We start from the raw sequence: 14,719 nt of genomic DNA, 5'->3' as shown, positions 1-14,719 counted from the left end.
CCGATTACTCAATTTAGATGCGGCATACGCAGATCAGCTTGAACAGGAAAAGGAACAGCATGGAAAAGATACTGATCATCGACGACGAAGCCTTCATCTGCGAAAACGTGCAGCGCATCCTCTCCGGGGAAGGGTTCCAGGTCTGCACCGCCCAGACTGGCCAAGAGGCCCGCGACATCGTCGCCTCCGAGCAGATCGACCTCGCCCTTCTGGACCTGAACCTCGGGACCGAGAACGGCATCGACGTCCTGAAGGCTCTGAAGGAGCTTGACCCGGAGCTGCTGGTGATCATCATCACCGGGTACGGCTCGGTCGAGAGCGCAGTGGAATCGCTGCAGCTTGGCGCCTTTCATTACATGAAAAAGCCGTTCAAGGCGGACGCCTTGCGCCTCATCGTAAAGCTCGCACTGAAGACCCAGACCCTGAAGCGCGAGGTGCGCAAACTGCGCCAGGGAAATGCCACGCTCCCTGGTTCCTCCCCCATCATCGGGAAAAGCGAGGCCTTCAACGAGGTGGTGGCCCAGGTACGCGAGATAGCACGCATACCCTCGACCGTCCTGATCACCGGCGAATCAGGGACGGGCAAGGAGTTGGTGGCCCGGGCCATCCACGACCTATCAGACCGCAAGGAAGCCCCCTTCATCGCCATCAACTGCGCCTCGATACCGGCGACGCTCCTTGAAAGCGAGCTTTTCGGCCACGAGAAAGGTTCCTTCACCGGTGCGAGTAGCCGCAAGAAGGGCCTCTTCGAGGAGGCGCACCACGGCACCATTTTTCTCGACGAGATCGGAGAGATGGACATGGCGATGCAGGCAAAACTCCTGAGGGTGCTGCAAGAGAGGTCGATACGCAGGGTCGGCGCGGTGAAGGACGTCACCATCGACGTGCGGGTGATCGCGGCGACGAACCGCGACCTTTTGCAGCGCATCGCCGAGAAGAGTTTCCGGGAGGACCTCTTCTACCGTCTTAACGTCTTCCCGATCCACATCCCGCCCCTGCGCGAGCGCACCGCCGACATAGCCGCCCTCGCCGCCTACTTCCTAGATGGATTCAGCCGCTCCTTCGGGCGCCAGTTCCGCGACATCTCGCCCGAGGCGGAACAGCTCATGGCGCAGTACGCCTGGCCCGGAAACGTGCGCGAGCTAAGAAACGTCATCGAGCGCATCTGCATCATGCGCACGGGGCCCACCCTCCTGCCGGAGCACCTGCCGTTGGAAATCAGAAACAGCCAGGACAGCGATCATACTGCGATCGACACCAACGCGACGGCGATAGAAGTTCCCGAGGGTGTCGGGCTGGAGGAGGCGATCAACAGCATCGAGAAAACGCTCATTCGGCAGGCGTTGCAAAAGACGGGCGGCAACGTACTGCAGACCGCTACGATATTGAGGATCCCCCGCGGCACCCTGCGTTACAAGATGGAGAAGTACGGTCTCTAGCTTTTGCAAGATCTGATGCTGCGAAACGATGACGAGGCGTGGCCGTTGGCCCGCCTTGTTCTATTTTCGGCACGGCACCAACATTAGTCCCCACCAACCACGGCTACACTCTCCCGGCGCACCCGCGCAAAGTTTTTAATCCGACAAGCGAGACGGCTTTTGGCAGATATCCGCCACCCATGTGGCCGTTTTCCGCCACTGCCTTCCCTTTCAACCATCATTCTGTAACCAACAGCTCTCATTAATCAGCACGTTACAACCATGACGATGTGGCACCGCAGTTGCAACAAAACAATGTATCGTATACGAACACGCCACAAGCCTCAATCAACGTGCCGTTACGAAACTAATAAATATTTTCACATAACTGCAGGACACCAACCAAGGAGGAATACCCTATGAACCTGAAAGCCTGTTTTAAAACGCTGGCCATGGCAGCGGCACTCGCCCTGCCGGTGAACGCCTTCGCAGCCCCGATCGTGATCAAGTTCAGCCACGTCGTAGCACAGCACACCCCGAAAGGACAGGCCGCCGATTACTTCAAGAAATTGGCCGAAGAGCGCACCAAGGGGCGCGTGAAGGTCGAGGTCTACCCGAACAGCCAGCTTTACAAGGATAAGGAGGAAATGGAAGCTCTGCAGCTCGGCGCGGTCCAGATGCTCGCCCCCTCCCTTGCCAAGTTCGCACCGCTCGGCGTCAAGGAGTTCGAGGTGTTCGACCTCCCCTTCATCTTCGACAACTATCAGGAACTACACAAGGTGACCCAGGGGCCGGTGGGTGCCAAGCTCCTCAAGAAGCTCGAGCCGAAAGGCATCCTCGGCCTCGCTTACTGGGACAACGGCTTCAAGGTGATGAGCGACAACAAGCCGCTCAAGAACGTCGCCGACTTCAGGGGCCAGAAGATGCGCATCCAGTCCTCCAAGGTGCTCGACTCCCAGATGCGCTCGGTCGGCGCTATCCCGCAGGTACTCGCCTTCTCCGAAGTGTACCAGGCGCTGCAGACCGGCGTCGTCGACGGCACCGAGAATCCCCCCTCAAACCTCTACACCCAGAAGATGCACGAGGTGCAGAAATACGTCACCCTCTCCGACCATGGCTACCTCGGCTATGCGGTCATCGTGAACAAGAAGTTCTGGCAGGGGCTCCCGGCTGACATCCGCACCATCCTCGAAGGGTGCATGAAAGACGCAACCAAGTATGCAAACGACGTTGCCAAGAAGGACAACGACGAGGCCCTCGCCGCCGTCAAGAAGTCCGGCCGCAGCCAGCTGATCACCCTCACCCCGCAGGAGCGCGCTGCCTGGAAGAAGGCGATGGACAAGGCTCACAAGGACAACATGAGCCGCATCGGTGCCGACATCGTGAAGGAAGTCTACGCGGCCACCGGTTACAACGCGAACTAATCACGCCGAACCTTAACGCGACGGCCGCATCCAGGCGGCCGTCGCCGAGAGTTCCAGGAGAAGCCCATCATGATGAAGTATCTTGACCATCTTGAGGAAATCATCATCACCTTCCTCATCGGCGCCGCCACGGTAATCATCGCCGTCGCCGTCGCCCATCGCTACCTGTCCGGCCTCCCGATCCCGGGGCTGCAGGACTGGCTGCTGACCATTAACATGAGCTGGGCGCAGGAGCTCTGCATCTACATGTTCGTCTGGATGGCCAAGTTCGGCGCCGCATACGGCGTCAGAAGCGGCATCCACGTGGGGGTGGACGTCCTGGTAACCCGCCTCCCCGATTCCTGGCGCAAGACCACCGTGATCATCGCTGTCCTTGGCGGTGTCATCTTCACCGGCCTGATCGGCTCGCTGGGCGCCAAGTTCGTCTGGGAAAACGGCATGCACTACGCCGTATTCAACAAGCTCGGCATGAACATCACCGATCTGATCGAAGGCCCCACCACCCCGGACCTCGAGTGGCCGACCTGGATCGTCTATTGCGCCGTTCCGCTGGGCTCGTACCTCATGTGCTTCCGCTTCCTGCAGGTTGGATACGCCTTCCTGCGTACCGGCGAGCTGCCGCACCATGACCATGCCCATGTCGACGGTATCGACGAGATCGGTACGCTCGACTCCACCGATGCGCTGGAGGAATACGAGCAGCACAAGTTCAATCATAAAGACGCTGGGGGTGTGAAATGAGTACTGCAGTAGCTGGCTGGGAACAATTTTCCAAGAAAAAGGCGGCGACCTGGCTTCTCGCCATCGCCGTGATACTTGGAGCGATAGCCACCCTCGGCAGCACCGGCATCGTCTTCGCGCTTCTCTTGGCCCTGATGCTGACGGGCATGCCCATCTCCATCGCACTCGGCCTCACCGTGCTCACCTTCCTCTTCTTCTTCTCTGAGGTGCCGACCGAGGCGGTCGCCATGAAGCTCTTTACCGGCATCGAGAAGTTCGAGATCATGGCGATCCCGTTCTTCATCCTGGCCGGTAACTTCCTGACCCACGGGGGCGTCGCCAAAAGGATGATCAACTTCGCCACCTCCATTGTGGGGCACTGGCACGGCGGCCTGGCACTCGCCGGCGTCATGGCCTGCGCCCTCTTCGCCGCGGTCTCAGGTTCGAGCCCCGCGACCGTCGTCGCGATCGGATCCATCATGATGCCCGCGATGGTGCGCGCCGGATACCCGAAGCGCTTCGGCGCCGGCGTCATCACCACCTCCGGTTCGCTGGGCATCCTGATCCCGCCGTCCATTCCGATGGTGGTCTACTGCGTAGCCACCAACTCCTCGGTGGGCGCTCTCTTCATGGGCGGCGTAATCCCTGGCCTCATGCTCGCCACCCTGCTCGGCCTTGTGGCGTGGTACAGGGCGAAGCAAGGAAATCTCCCCCGCATGAAGAAGGCGACCTGGGGCGAGCGCGCCAAGGCTTTCCGCGACAGCGTCTGGGGCCTGTTCCTGATCGTCATCGTCTTAGGCGGTATCTACTCAGGTATGTTCACCCCGACAGAGGCGGCCGCGATGAGCGCGGTGTACGCCTTCGTCATCGCCGTCTTCGTCTATCGCGACGTCCCCTTCAAGAAGGTCCCGAAGGTGCTCCTGGACTCGGCCAGCATGTCGGCGATGCTTTTGTACATCATCACCAACGCGGTACTCTTCAGCTTCCTGATGACGCACGAGAACATCCCGCAGCTCATGGCGGACTGGATCCTCGGCCACAACCTCGGCGTGGTCTCCTTCCTGCTGGTGACCAACGTGCTGCTGCTTCTGGCCGGAAACGTCATGGAGCCCTCCTCGATCATCCTGATCCTCGCCCCGATCCTGTTCCCGGTCGCCATGCAGCTCGGCATCGACCCGGTCCACTTCGGCGTGCTCATCACGGTGAACATGGAGGTCGGCATGTGCCACCCGCCGGTCGGTCTCAACCTCTATGTTGCCAGCGGCATCACTAAGATGGGGATATCGGAACTGACAGTGGCGGTCTGGCCATGGCTGCTCGCCATGCTCTGCTTCATGCTCCTGATCACTTACGTACCGATCATCTCGCTCTGGCTGCCGCGCGCACTCGGTTACTAGCGGCAGAGCCTAACCGTTGAATGAAAAAGGGCCTGTCCATACGACAGGCCCTTTTTACCTTTACCCGCTGACCAAGTTGCGCTATCAATGCCCGAGTCCCCAAGCGCCACTCCTAAGGAACCTCACCCCCATGGTAACCTTGCTCGTCGCCATCTTCATCATCGCCTATGCGGCCATCGCCCTTGAACACCCCATCGGGATCAACAAGTCATCCTCCGCACTTCTCGGTGCGGGCCTGCTCTGGTCCGTGTACGCGCTCGCAAACCCGGATTCACACCTTGTCGTACACCAGTTGAACGAGTCGTTGGCGTCCACGGCGCAGATCGTCTTTTTTCTGATCGGGGCGATGACCATAGTTGAGGTGATCGACGCCCACAACGGGTTCGAGGTGATCACTTCCCACATAAATACCAGGAAACTCTCCTCGCTCATGTGGCTCGTTGGCTTCGTTACCTTCTTTCTGAGCGCGGTGCTCGACAACCTGACCACCACCATCGTCATGATCTCGCTGATGAAGAAACTCCTCGATAACCACGAGGACCGTCTCTTCTTCGCCGGTCTCATCGTCATCGCCGCCAACGCCGGCGGCGCCTGGACCCCAATCGGCGACGTCACCACCACCATGCTATGGATCGGCGGCCAGATCACCACCCTGGCGATCATGAAGGGAGTGCTCGCCCCTTCGCTGGTGAACCTGTTGCTGCCGCTTACCGTGGTCGCGTTCCAATTGAGAGGCCGCGAGGTGGTGGCTCCGGTCCGAGAGGAAAACGGCGACATCCCGCAGAGCACCCTCTTCGAGCGCAACCTCATGTTCCTCCTCGGCATCGGCATCCTGGTGAGCGTCCCGGTTTTCAAGACGGTGACCCACCTACCCCCTTTCATGGGGATACTGCTCGGGCTCGGCATTCTTTGGCTCGCCGGTGACCTCGTGCACAGGAAGAAGGAGGAGATGGACAAGCGGCACTTCACCCTGGCACACGCCCTGGAGAAGATCGACATGAGCTCCATCGTCTTCTTCATCGGCATCCTGCTTGCGGTGGCGACGCTGGAACACACGCACATCCTGTCGGCAATCGCGGGCTGGCTCGACCGTACCGTGGGACGCCTCGACCTGATCGTCACCCTCATCGGGCTTGTGAGCGCTATCGTCGACAACGTGCCGCTCGTTGCCGCCTCCATGGGGATGTACAACCTGGCCGCGCATCCGGCCGACAGTTTTCTCTGGGAATTCATGGCCTACTGCGCCGGTACCGGCGGTTCCATACTCGTCATCGGCTCGGCAGCAGGGGTGGCCGCCATGGGACTCGAGAAGGTGCACTTCTTCTGGTATGTGAGGAAGATAAGCGGGCTTGCCCTTTTGGGCTATTTCGGAGGAATAGGTGTTTACTTGCTGCAGACGAGGGTCTTTGGGTGACGGCTGGGGCTTGCGTAGTCCTGTGTGATCCGGGACTATCCCCAGGTCCTGAAGTGTCCGGAATCGATGTGAACGAAACCGGACTGAGGGTAGTAACCGACGCCGCCCGCGGCAAGGGTCAGGGCACCTTTTCTTATCCGGTCCAGCCCGAACCTCGGGATGGCGAGGTCGATAGCCATCCCCTTCATGTGGAGGCTGTCTTTCGCCACGCCTTTTGAGCGACGGCGCAGCTCGGCGTTGTATTCAGGAGAGCGGTAACCGGAGATGATGTGAATCTCGTTGTCGCCCCCCAGGGTGTTGTCCAGCCGGTTCAGGTATTCGACGACGCGAAGGTCCATTTTCGTTGTCTGGTTGGTATGGTGGCAGCGGAAGATCCAGTTCAAGGCCTGCAGGGCTTCATCGCAGTACTCGCCTAGGCTGTTGCGGTAGGTTACGGTGAGCCGTTCGTTGCAGTTGACGTTGTACAGGGAGAGTTTGCCCTCGGTAAGGCTGCCGGTACCGGCGCCATCGACCATTCTCGCAAAGGCTGATTTGGCACCAAGAAGGGTCGCAGCAAAAAAGGCGGAGGACTTGAGAAACATCCTGCGGCACAACATTGCATCTTTCACATAAACCTCTATAAATCAGGCAATTAGCGACCTGAAATCGCCCCTCCTTGCTACCACAAAGTCTCCCAAGCTGTCAACAATTCCCCATACTCTTCCACTTTCTTTAGCTTGCTAATGTGGCTTTGTATGCTTTGCTGTGTGGGTCGGCACCCACCTCCCGGACAGCACGGGGTCTGCCATGAAAATACCCTACGCCACTAAGACCACAGCACTCGTTTCAGGAGTCACGCTGGCGCTTCTGCTCTCCATGGGCGAACACCTCAAAGGCCCGCTGAGCGCCCTCCTCACCCTATCTGGAGCCCTGTGGTTCCCTATCTCCATCGCCGTGTTCGTCCACGGCAAGCAAACCATCGAGTACAGGATTCAATCGCTGCGTGGCGAGCGGCCGTACCTGGATATTCCAAAGGACATCACGCCGCGGGCGATCATATGGTTCTCGTCAACCCTCGCTACGGCCTGGATGCTCAGCCTTTTGTACCAGCAGGGATAAAAAAAAGGGACGTTCGTCGGAACGTCCCTTCATGGATTCATTTTTCTACAGAGCTGGTCACCGGTCGCCAATTACCTCCTGCTCACTCTCCAGCGCGCTCCTAATCGCCTTGATCATCTCGACCGGGGAAAACGGCTTCTGAATGAGCTGGAAATCGGGCTTCGCTTGCAGGTGATCCGGGCGGTAGCCGCTCATGAACACCGCCTTCGCGGCCGGGTTCACCTTCTTTATCTCCCTGAAACAGCTAATACCATCCTTGCGGGGCATAACCACGTCCATGACCACCAGGTGGATCGGTTCGTTCTGTTTGTACTTGTCCAACGCATCCTGACCGTCTTCAGCAGTGATCACTCGGTAACCGTAGCTTACGAGGAAATCAGAGAGCATCTCGCGCAACTGTTTCTCGTCGTCGACGATCAGAATGGTCTCTGTCCCCTGGTAGCAGTTGTTAATCTTACTCATCATGATCTCCATGCTACTGATCCAGTCGATCTTGCTCCCGTCGGGCCGCATCCTTTCCGGAGTGTTAATTTTAAGGATGAATTCTGTCTCAAAGATGATACTGGAGGCGGATGCGTTGAGGGCGGAGGCAAGGGCAAATATGGACAAGAGACTCGGCTGCTGTTTACCGCCTTCGATGTTGGATATGAATTTGCGGTCCAGGCAGCTTAACATAGACAGCCTGTCCTGAGAGAGGTTGCGTTCCCTTCTCAGTCGTCGTACGACTATGCCGAATGCTTCTTCAATGGTCATTAATGCTCCTCCAGACATGGGAAGCTTTTATAGCAAATATTCACTTAAATTACTGTAGACAATTACCCCCACAATAAAAAAATATCTCCTATGACAGCACTGTGCAATCAACGGCCGCCATTGCGAACCGTGGAATGCACAGTCGACATCACCATGGGCCCCTCTTACCACCACAGCCATTAAATATTTGATTTAACGCATAAAAGCCTACGAGAAAAGGTGAGCAAGGCTACCATGTTGATGTTTACGCTGCAGGATCCTGCTCGCATGTTCAAAACCGGGTAATTCCAAATAACAGTAAATTTTATTCATGTGTAGGCGAAAATACGACAAGTATTTAGGTAGCCCCAACGGCGTATGCAAGGGGCCTGGCTGTTACGAAGGAAGGTTGTCCCAGCCAAAGATCAACATAAAGCTAGCGGGCTTAACATGCCTCCACGACAGGTTGCTTTCGGTGGAGGCTGCCTGCATGAGCCGGGACAAGTGGGAAAAAACCAGGAAAGAAAAACTAGGAAAGATATTTGCGCTGAAGAGTATCCGGCGATGAGAACGAGAAGTTTCCTACCCTCTGAGGGATGGGCGGCTCCGGAAGTAACAAGGCGATGGCACAGTAGCAGAGGAAAAGCAGCCCCAGCAGTAAAAGGACAACCGCAATGGCCATACCCGAATGCATGGAGCTGAGGAACCACCACTCCAGCAGGAATGGCATGCAAAACAGTATCATCACAAAACCGCCCCTCTTACCGCTTCTCATAAACTCCTTCATCCTCCAAAAAGATAACCTCGCGTGCAGTTGGGCACCTTACTGTATTGCCTCAAAGTCTTCAAGCTTGAAAGCATTAGCCGTCTGGTAAGAACCACTACTCATGGGCTACGACTCCATGAAAAGGGCCTGTTGCATTAGCAGCCAGGATCCATTACCTACTGGTCCAGCTTAAATGTAGGAATCTATACCGAAGGATATATTCATTTATTCCTACATATATATTTCATTTGATTATCAAGTCATGTATGTGTAAAATGCCGCCAACTTTGGAGAGGTGTAGCCTGACCTACAGGTGACCGTCAAAATCCATCGGCCGAATGCCCCTTTAAAGCGGGTGCCGGCTAGCGAGATCGCCATGAACAAGCTCTCGATGTGCAGATTTGTCATTATTTTTTTTACTGTGTTATGCATTGCCGTCATCGCAGAAGCTGACGTGCCTCCTTGTGCGAGTTCCGAGGGAGCGGACCATGCGGCTAACGCGCCCGTTGCTGTTCCAGGGGCGGGCAAGCTGTGTCAGTTCTGTCATGTCCCGCATCAGGATACTACCGAGGGTGGCATGTTGTGGAATAGCAAGACGGAACAGACCAAGTCCGGGAAAGCATATGCCCTCAACATTCCGGCCAATGTCGCCGTTCCTGAGGATTTCGATCCACGACTTGGCAAAGGGAGGTTGTGCATGTCCTGTCATGACGGGACAGTCGCTACGCCTTCCATAAAAGAGAGGAAAGATCTCCGCGCTTCTTCGTGCGTAAACTGGAAGCTGGTTGCACCGTAGGGACAGCTGTCTTTTACGGGCAACCACTCCGTCACCGGCAGTCATAGAGGCGGCATGAGCGCCGCCTCAAAGTACAAACGCAAAAAGCCCCTGTATCTCTACAGGGGCTTTTTGGTTGTGGGCCGCCCATCTCTTCCGAGACGGGCTAAATACTGCAACCTTCTTTGCAGTGCGATACAGGACGAATAGCAAACTTAGAGGTCCACATTGCCTGATCTCCTTTCCCATAATTGAGGTTATTTATTTCTACACCTGCAGCACTATCAAGTCAACATAAAAAAGATCATTTTGGTCTTCTTAACATCAAACCGATTCCCTTGCCTTCTCGCTCTTCACTTCGTCGACATCCCTGCTCTCTTCAAGCATCCCGAGGAACGCTCGCATCAACGCGGTGCGGTAGTCGTTTTTTCTGGTAACAAGAAGCAGGGTGCGCTGTAGATCCACCGTACTGGTAACTTCTAAAAGCCACCCGTGATCCAGTTCCCGCTGGACCGCCATTCTGGAAACGCACCCGACCCCAAGCCCCGCTTCCACCGCCTTCTTGATTGCCTCGGTATGACCCAGTTCAAGGGCAATGGAGTAAGTCACACCTGCCCTCTCCATTGCCGCCTCGAAAACCTCCCTTGTTCCGGACCCCCTCTCGCGCACGATCCATGGGGCTTCCCGCAGCATGTCCTGAGTGGCCGTTCGGGCCGCTGCCCACGGATGTTGCTGCCCGACAACAATCACGAGTTCATCCCGCCTCCAGGGGGTGGTAGCGAGCGACGAAAGATGCGGCAGACCTTCGACGAGCCCAAGGTCCAATTCACCCGACTCGACCCCGTGCTCAATCTGAAGTGCATTGCCGACCTGCAGCAGAGCTTTGGCGTCGCAATACCGCTTCGAGAACTCGCCGACCATTGCAGGCAACAGGTAGTTGCCGATGGTCGTGCTCGCCCCGATAACCAAGGTTCCTTTAGGTGCACCGACGGACTCGTCCAGGAAAAGCTCAATCATGCGTACGCGCGAAAGCACCTCCCGCGCTTGAGGAAGCATCTCCCGCCCGCGATCATTCAAAAAGAGCCGCCTCCCGGAGCGCTCGAAGAGGGGCGCTCCCGCCAGCCTTTCCAGCTCAGCAAGCGCCATGCTGACCGCCGATTGGGTCAACAGCAGTTGGCCACTAGCCTGGGTCACCCCGCCGCATGCTGCGACCTTCTCGAATATCTCTAGCTGCCTGAGCGTTATCGTCATAGCCTACCCCGGATAAACATAAATCAAATTGATACTATTTATCTAAATTACTAATTTTTGTTTATATCTCAAAAGACATATTATCCGCAATAGATTTCCACATTAAGGAGGGGAAAATGAGACACATGGAGGTCCGAAGCATTGTCATGATTCTATGTCTGGCGCTGGCCATCTCCCCATGGGGTGGCCCCGCCTTGGCCCTCGCCCTCGGGACTGGCTACGCCCTGACCTTGGGCAACCCGTGGCAACAAAGAACGGCCAGCTTGAGCAGGGTGTCGCTGCAGCTCTCCGTGGTCGGGCTTGGCTTTGGACTAAAACTTGGAGAAGTGGTGCAGACAGGAAGGGAAAGTCTCGGGTACACCATAGTGGGGATTGGCTTCACCCTCGGCGTCGGATACCTGTTGGGAAGACTTTTCGGCACTCAAAGCAACACATCCGCGCTGATATCTGCGGGAACGGCAATTTGCGGCGGCAGTGCGATTGCTGCATTAGCGCCGGTGCTGGACGCCAAGGATGACGAGACGGCGGTGGCCCTTGGGACCGTCTTCACCCTCAACTCCGTGGCTCTGTTGCTGTTTCCTCTGATAGGGCATCTGCTGGACCTGCGCCAGGATGTGTTCGGCACTTGGGCGGGACTTGCCATTCACGACACGAGCAGCGTCGTCGGTGCGGCATCCGCCTTTGGGGACGAAGCCCTGAAGGTCGGGACCACGGTGAAGCTCACCCGCGCCATGTGGATCATGCCGGTCGTTTTCGGCGCGGCCCTGCTGAAAAAGTCTGACAAGAGAGTACGCGTACCGCTGTTCATCATCGGCTTCATCGCAGCAGCAGCCGTGCGGAGCCTATTACCGGCTTTTGAGGTGCAGTGGAATCAGGTTGCGGCCTTTGCCAGGCACGGCCTGGGTGTGTCCCTGTTTTTCGTCGGGTTGGGGCTCAGCAGAGAGGTTTTGGGAAAGGTCGGTGTACGCCCGATGCTGCAGGGTGTGACGCTGTGGCTTGTGGTTAGCGGCGTGACACTGGCGGCGCTAATGGTGAGAGCGGCTGGGTAGCCAGCCAGCCAGTCGGACCAGTCGGACCAGTCGGACCAGTCGGACCAGTCGGACCAGTCGGACTGGTTGGACTGGCCAGACTGGCCTGGTTGGTCCTTTACTAGATACCGATGCCGTCGTCGCCATACCCCTTGGCGGGGGCTGTGCCGCGCTTGAACAGAAGCAGACTGACGCCGTCACCGTTGCGATCGAACTCGAAGGCGAGGTTCTTGTCGTAGGCCAGCTGCGCCACCGGCTCCAATTGAGCCAGGTCGCGCAGCCGGAACAGGATGCGGTTACCCTTTTCCAAGTACTCCTCGATGCTCCTCGCAAGATCGAGCAGGAAAAGCCCCTTCTCCTCGGTCAGATCGACCACGTTCAGGTTGGTCGCGGCGACGGCATCGAGCACGATGCGGCGCGGCGCCCACGGGCTATCTTCCTGCGAAAGGTGCGCCTTCTGCGCTTCATCCGGCCCGTCCAGAACCATGCCGGCGGCAACGGTCGCATTGGTGAACCGGTCGATGAGAATGAAGCTTCCCGTGTCGCGATTGCTCCCGTACGGGTCGAAGGAGACAGGGCGATCCAGCTCGAGCCTGGCAAGGCCTATCTCGTTCAGCCCAAGGGTGGCAACCTGCTTCTGCTCCAGGGTGTTCACGTCCACCGCATACTGCACCGCGGTTACCCGCCCCGGGGTCACCCCGGTCGCCGTCTTCACCAGGTAAAGCTGCCCCGGCTGCAACGGCTCATCGTGCATCCAGACGACGTGCGCCTCGGGATGCCTAGTGTAAAGAGGGGGCGCGTCCAGACGCGTCAGCATGTCGCCGCGGCTGATGTCGATCTCGTCCTCGAGGGTCAGCGTGATGGCCTGTCCTGCCACCGCCTCCTCCAGATCCCCGTTGTAGGTCACGATCCTCGCTACCCGGCTCGTGTGGCCGGAGGAGGCAACGCGTACCTCGTCGCCGGGACGGATGGTGCCGGAAGCGATGGTGCCGCAGAAACCGCGGAAATCGAGGTTTGGACGGTTCACCCACTGCACCGGAAGCCGGAAGGGGCGCTCGTCCCTATCGTCCTCGACCTGCACCGTCTCCAAAAAGTGCATCAGGGTGGGACCCTGGTACCACGGGGTCTCGGCGCTTTTCTCGATGATGTTATCGCCGTTCAAAGCCGAGATGGGGAGCGCGGTAATGGACTCGAAACCAAGCGGCGCCGCGAACGCGCAGTAGTCCTCCTCGATGGCCCGGAACTTCTCCTCGTCGTAGCCGATCAGGTCCATCTTGTTGATCGCCAGCACGATGTGCCTGATCCCGACGAGCGACACGAGGAAGCTGTGCCTGCGGGTCTGAGTCAGCAGCCCCTTGCGCGCATCGACCAGGATGACCGCGACCTTGGCGGTCGAGGCGCCGGTAACCATATTCCGGGTGTACTGCTCGTGGCCGGGGGTGTCGGCGACGATGAACTTGCGCCGGTCCGTTGAGAAGAACCGGTAGGCGACGTCGATGGTGATCCCCTGCTCGCGCTCGGCCTGCAGCCCGTCAAGAAGAAGGGCGTAGTCGATGGCGCCCCCCTGCGTCCCCACCTTCTTGCTGTCGGCCTCGAGAGCCGCCAACTGGTCCTCGAAGACCATCTTGGAGTCCCACAAAAGGCGCCCGATGAGGGTGCTCTTGCCGTCGTCGACGCTCCCGCAGGTGATGAAGCGCAGAAGCGACTTTTCTTCCTGGCTCTTCAGGTAGGCTAGGATATCTTGCTCGATCAGTTCAGATTGATGTGCCATTAGAAGTACCCTTCCTGTTTCTTCTTCTCCATGGAGCCTGCCTGGTCATGGTCGATCAGGCGTCCCTGACGCTCGGAGGTGCGGGTGAGCAGCATTTCCTGGATGATGTCCGGCAGCGTGTCCGCCTCGGACTCGACCGCCCCGGTCAGGGGGTAGCAGCCCAGGGTGCGGAAACGGACCGATTTATACTCGATCTTCTCGCCGGGCTTCAACTCGAGCCTGTCGTCGTCCACCATGATGAGCATGCCGTCCCGCTCGACCACCGGGCGCACCGCCGAGTAGTAGAGCGGCACGATGGGAATCTCTTCCAGGTGGATGTACTGCCAGATGTCGAGCTCGGTCCAGTTGGAAAGCGGGAACACCCTGATGCTCTCCCCCGGCTTGATGCGGGTGTTGTAGAGGCTCCAGAGTTCGGGGCGCTGGTTCTTCGGGTCCCAGCGGTGGTTCGCGCTCCGGAAGGAGAAGATGCGCTCCTTCGCGCGGGACTTCTCCTCGTCGCGGCGGGCCCCGCCGAAGGCGGCGTCGAACTTGTACTTGTCGAGCGCCTGCTTCAGCCCCTCGGTCTTCATGACGTCCGTGTAGAGGGCGGAACCATGGGTGAACGGAGAGACGCCTTTTTTCACCCCTTCCTCGTTCACGTGCACGAGAAGCTCCATACCGGATTCCTTCGCCATCCGGCCGCGGAAGTCGATCATGTCACGGAACTTCCAGGTGGTGTCCACGTGCAACAGCGGAAAAGGCGGCGGCGCCGGATAGAAGGCCTTGCGTGCCAGGTGCAGCATGACTGCGGAGTCCTTGCCGATCGAGTAGAGCATCACCGGGTTCTCGAACTCGGCCACCACTTCGCGGATGATGTGAATGCTCTCGGCTTCCAGTTGCTGCAGGTGCGTCAGATTTTTCTTCATATCGTTTCCCGTATCGAATC

General features: G+C 58.0%; 13 protein-coding genes and 1 pseudogene. 7 read left to right on the top strand and 7 right to left on the bottom strand.

Translation table 11 applies throughout. From position 1 onward, the window contains the following. The first annotated feature begins 59 nt into the window (after nt 1–59). The 5 genes from E8K79_RS00765 (at nt 60) to nhaD (ending at nt 6,373) form a co-directional block, all read left to right on the top strand. Nucleotides 60–1,439, top strand: coding sequence for a sigma-54-dependent transcriptional regulator (locus tag E8K79_RS00765; RefSeq protein ID WP_136513030.1), 1,380 nt, complete (start codon nt 60–62; stop codon nt 1,437–1,439). Between the two features lie 398 nt (nt 1,440–1,837). Beyond that, nucleotides 1,838–2,842, top strand: coding sequence for a TRAP transporter substrate-binding protein (locus E8K79_RS00760; RefSeq protein ID WP_136513029.1), 1,005 nt, complete (start codon nt 1,838–1,840; stop codon nt 2,840–2,842). Nucleotides 2,843–2,911: 69 nt separating this feature from the next. Beyond that, nucleotides 2,912–3,583 carry a TRAP transporter small permease gene (locus E8K79_RS00755; RefSeq protein WP_198419753.1) on the top strand — a complete coding sequence of 224 codons (672 nt, stop codon included), beginning with the start codon at nt 2,912–2,914 and terminating at the stop codon, nt 3,581–3,583. Then, entirely contained in the window at nt 3,580–4,959 is a 1,380-nt protein-coding gene (locus E8K79_RS00750; RefSeq protein WP_136513028.1) for a TRAP transporter large permease, read from the top strand. The genes E8K79_RS00755 and E8K79_RS00750 overlap by 4 nt, the downstream gene beginning before the upstream one ends. A gap of 130 nt (nt 4,960–5,089) precedes the next feature. Then, nucleotides 5,090–6,373 carry a sodium:proton antiporter NhaD gene (nhaD, locus tag E8K79_RS00745; protein WP_136513027.1) on the top strand — a complete coding sequence of 428 codons (1,284 nt, stop codon included), beginning with the start codon at nt 5,090–5,092 and terminating at the stop codon, nt 6,371–6,373. A gap of 35 nt (nt 6,374–6,408) precedes the next feature. Here the strand turns inward: nhaD and E8K79_RS00740 are convergent, their stop codons facing one another. Further along, complete coding sequence (locus E8K79_RS00740) at nt 6,409–6,981, bottom strand: YcbK family protein (RefSeq protein WP_136513026.1); 573 nt, start codon at nt 6,979–6,981, stop codon at nt 6,409–6,411. A gap of 178 nt (nt 6,982–7,159) precedes the next feature. Here E8K79_RS00740 and E8K79_RS00735 point away from each other — a divergent pair, with 178 nt between their 5' ends. Then, nucleotides 7,160–7,471, top strand: coding sequence for a hypothetical protein (locus tag E8K79_RS00735; RefSeq protein ID WP_136513025.1), 312 nt, complete (start codon nt 7,160–7,162; stop codon nt 7,469–7,471). A 57-nt stretch (nt 7,472–7,528) separates the two neighbouring features. On the opposite strand, the gene E8K79_RS21435 is transcribed toward E8K79_RS00735, so the two are convergent. The 4 genes and pseudogenes from E8K79_RS21435 to E8K79_RS00720 all read right to left on the bottom strand — a co-directional run bounded on the left by E8K79_RS21435 (nt 7,529) and on the right by E8K79_RS00720 (nt 10,995). Beyond that, nucleotides 7,529–7,933, bottom strand: coding sequence for a response regulator (locus tag E8K79_RS21435; protein ID WP_246043738.1), 405 nt, complete (start codon nt 7,931–7,933; stop codon nt 7,529–7,531). A 117-nt stretch (nt 7,934–8,050) separates the two neighbouring features. After that, nucleotides 8,051–8,224, bottom strand: a pseudogene (locus tag E8K79_RS21430) (helix-turn-helix domain-containing protein); the annotation flags it as partial. A gap of 508 nt (nt 8,225–8,732) precedes the next feature. Then, entirely contained in the window at nt 8,733–8,978 is a 246-nt protein-coding gene (locus E8K79_RS00725; protein ID WP_136513023.1) for a hypothetical protein, read from the bottom strand. Between the two features lie 1,090 nt (nt 8,979–10,068). Further along, nucleotides 10,069–10,995: a LysR family transcriptional regulator gene (locus E8K79_RS00720; protein ID WP_136513022.1), complete on the bottom strand. Its 927-nt coding sequence runs from the start codon at nt 10,993–10,995 to the stop codon at nt 10,069–10,071. A gap of 116 nt (nt 10,996–11,111) precedes the next feature. Here E8K79_RS00720 and E8K79_RS00715 point away from each other — a divergent pair, with 116 nt between their 5' ends. Next, nucleotides 11,112–12,044, top strand: a complete 933-nt coding sequence (locus E8K79_RS00715) for a YeiH family protein (RefSeq protein ID WP_136513021.1) — start codon at nt 11,112–11,114, stop codon at nt 12,042–12,044. Nucleotides 12,045–12,144: 100 nt separating this feature from the next. Here the strand turns inward: E8K79_RS00715 and cysN are convergent, their stop codons facing one another. Together cysN and cysD are read right to left on the bottom strand one after the other, a co-directional pair. Continuing rightward, nucleotides 12,145–13,794, bottom strand: a complete 1,650-nt coding sequence (gene cysN, locus E8K79_RS00705; RefSeq protein ID WP_136513020.1) for a sulfate adenylyltransferase subunit CysN — start codon at nt 13,792–13,794, stop codon at nt 12,145–12,147. Next, nucleotides 13,794–14,699, bottom strand: coding sequence for a sulfate adenylyltransferase subunit CysD (cysD, locus tag E8K79_RS00700; protein WP_136513019.1), 906 nt, complete (start codon nt 14,697–14,699; stop codon nt 13,794–13,796). The genes cysN and cysD overlap by 1 nt, the downstream gene beginning before the upstream one ends. Nucleotides 14,700–14,719: the final 20 nt, after the last annotated feature.

It is taken from the genome of Geomonas edaphica, assembly GCF_004917075.1.
Classification (GTDB): Bacteria; Desulfobacterota; Desulfuromonadia; order Geobacterales; family Geobacteraceae; genus Geomonas; species Geomonas edaphica.
The sequence above is the reverse complement of the archived record's forward strand: the minus strand, read 5'-3'. Positions and strand labels throughout refer to the sequence as shown.